The sequence below is a fragment of the Sphingomonas sp. CCH9-E2 genome (assembly GCF_001557215.1).
GTDB lineage: Bacteria > Pseudomonadota > Alphaproteobacteria > Sphingomonadales > Sphingomonadaceae > Sphingomonas.
The window spans coordinates 1-2481 of the sequence record NZ_LSJM01000224.1 but is presented as its reverse complement, the minus strand read 5'-3'; the positions used below and the strand labels follow the sequence as shown (position 1 = coordinate 2481).

At 66.1% G+C, this 2481-nt stretch carries 2 protein-coding genes; both read left to right on the top strand.

The window, feature by feature from the left end; all coding sequences use genetic code 11:
* Positions 1-96 precede the first annotated feature (96 nt).
* Positions 97-609 (top strand): rod shape-determining protein MreD, encoded by a 513-nt coding sequence (gene mreD, locus AX681_RS10510; protein WP_066664757.1) that lies wholly within the window; start codon positions 97-99, stop codon positions 607-609.
* Positions 606-2481, top strand: a 1876-nt coding sequence (gene mrdA, locus AX681_RS10505; RefSeq protein WP_066682210.1) for a penicillin-binding protein 2, incomplete at its 3' end; no start/stop codon positions are given. The genes mreD and mrdA, both read left to right, overlap by 4 nt.

The window sequence follows — 2481 nt, the reverse complement described above, 5'->3', positions numbered from 1 at the left end:
ACCGACCGCCAGCCCCGACATGCTCGACTATGCTCTGGTTCAGCGCGCCTTCTTCCCCGAAGCCGCCGAGATTTCGGCACCGGACAAGGCACCGCGGTGACCGGCACGCCCTTTGCCGGACTGGGTCAGTCCAATGTGTCGCAGCGCGCGCGCTGGCTTGCCCCGCTGTCGATCATCCTCGGGTCGCTGATCACGCTGATCCCGTTCAAGGCGACCGTCCCGCTGCTGCCCCCGTTTGGCCTGATGATGCTGCTGGCGTGGCGGCTGCACCGGCCCGATCTGCTCAAGCCCTGGGCCCCGCTGCTGCTCGGCTTCGTTGATGACATGGTCAGCGGCCAGCCGCTCGGCAATGCGATGTTCTTTTGGACCGTGTCGTTCATCGCGATCGACGTGCTCGACACGCGGATCGTGTGGCGCGATTTCCTTCAGGACTGGTTGCTGGCAGCGGGCGCGATCGGTTTCTGCCTGATCGGCGGGCGGCTGGTCGCGACCCCGCTCAATGCGCATGTGGATACGGTACTGCTGATCCAAATCCTGATCTCGATCGCGCTGTTCCCAGTGCTGTCGCGCCTCGTCTCCCGCCTCGATCAGCGCCGGAAGTGGCAATGAACGGCCCGGTCCGCATGATCAGCGAGGGGCAGCAGGCGTACAGCTTTTCGCGGCGCGCGATGCTGCTCGGGGGAATCCAGACGGGCCTGGGGCTGGTGCTGGCGGGGCGGATGGCCTGGCTGTCGGTCTATGAAAATGACAAGTACAAGCTGTTGTCGGAGAGCAACCGCGTCAACCTCACCCTGACGCCGCCACGGCGCGGATGGATCGTCGACCGCCGCGGCGTGCCGATCGCGAACAATCGCACCGATTTCCGCGTCGACATCATTCCCGACCGGCTCGAGAACAAGGGGCAGGTGCTGACGACGCTCAAGCAGATCCTGCGCCTGACCGCCGAAGATATCGCGCGGATCGAGGATGATCTGAAGGGCGCGGCGGGGTTCCAGCCGGTGCAGGTTGCCGAAAATCTCGACTGGGAACGCTATGCCGCGGTCAGTGTCCGCCTGCCCGAGCTGCCCGGCGTCGCGCCCACGCGCGGCTTTGCGCGCAACTATCCTGCGGGCGCGGCGGTCGGGCATCTGATCGGCTATGTCGGCACGGCAAGCGCCGAACAGTTCCAGCAGACCAAGGATCCGCTGCTGCTGACCCCGGGATTCAAGCTCGGCAAGGACGGGCTCGAAAAGACGCTCGAGAGCAACCTGCGCGGTGCACCGGGGGCCAAACGGTCGGAGGTTACCGCGCGCGGCAAGCTGGTCCGTGAACTCGAAACGCGGCCCGATACGCCCGGAAAGACCGTACGTCTGACGATCGATGCCGGGCTGCAGGAGTATACCGCGCGTCGGCTCGGCCTCGAATCCGGATCGGTCACGGTGTTCGACCTGACCAATGGCGATATCCTCGCGATGGTGTCGATGCCTTGCTACGATCCCAACGCCTTTTCCGACGGGATCAGCCGCACTGAATGGAAGATGCTGTCGGAAGATGACCATCTCCCGCTGATGAACAAGACGCTGCAGGGCCTGTATCCGCCCGGATCCACGTTCAAGCCCGCAACCGCGCTCGCAATTTTGGGCGCGGGAATCGACCCCAATCGCACGGTCTATTGCAATGGCGGGTACCAGCTCGGCAATCGCCGCTTCGGCTGTCTCGGCCGCCACGGGCCGATGACGATGCACACCGCGATTGCGCGCAGCTGCAACACTTATTTCTACGCCATGGGTCGCGAGATCGGGATCGAGCCGATCGCCGCCGCCGCACGTAAGCTCGGCTTCGGCGCGGAGTTCGACCTGCCCCTTCCCTCGCAGCGTTACGGCACCGTCCCGGACACGGCGTGGAAGATGCGCCGTTTCAAGCAGGACTGGACCCAAGCCGACACGCTCAACGCGGCGATCGGCCAAGGCTATGTGCTCGTCAGCCCGTTCCAGCTCGCCGTCGCCACCGCGCGCATCGCGTCGAGCCGCGCGCTGCTTCCCTCGCTGATCATCGACCAGCCCAAGCCGCCCCTGCGCCTCGAGTTCCCCGAGGAGCATCTCGCGATCGTCCGCGCCGGGATGGACGAAGTGGTGAATGGCGCGGGCACGGCGGGCGCATCGCGGCTGCAGCTCGACGGTATCCGGATGGGCGGCAAGACCGGGACGGCACAGGTGCGCCGCATCATGGACCGCAATCGCGGTCAGGGCGGCGAGTGGAAATATCGCGACCACGGCCTGTTCGTCTGCTTCGCGCCGGTGGACAATCCGCGCTACGCCGCGTCGGTCGTGATCGAACATGGAATGGGCGGCGCGCGTGCCGCAGCCCCGGTCGCCAAGGACGTGCTGACCTGGCTGTTCGACCGGCAAAAGGCGATGGATACGCTCGCCGTGCTCGAAGCCGGGTGGGGCGGCGACATCCGCACCCGCATGGCGGCAAAGGAAGCCGCGTTCCGCACCGCGC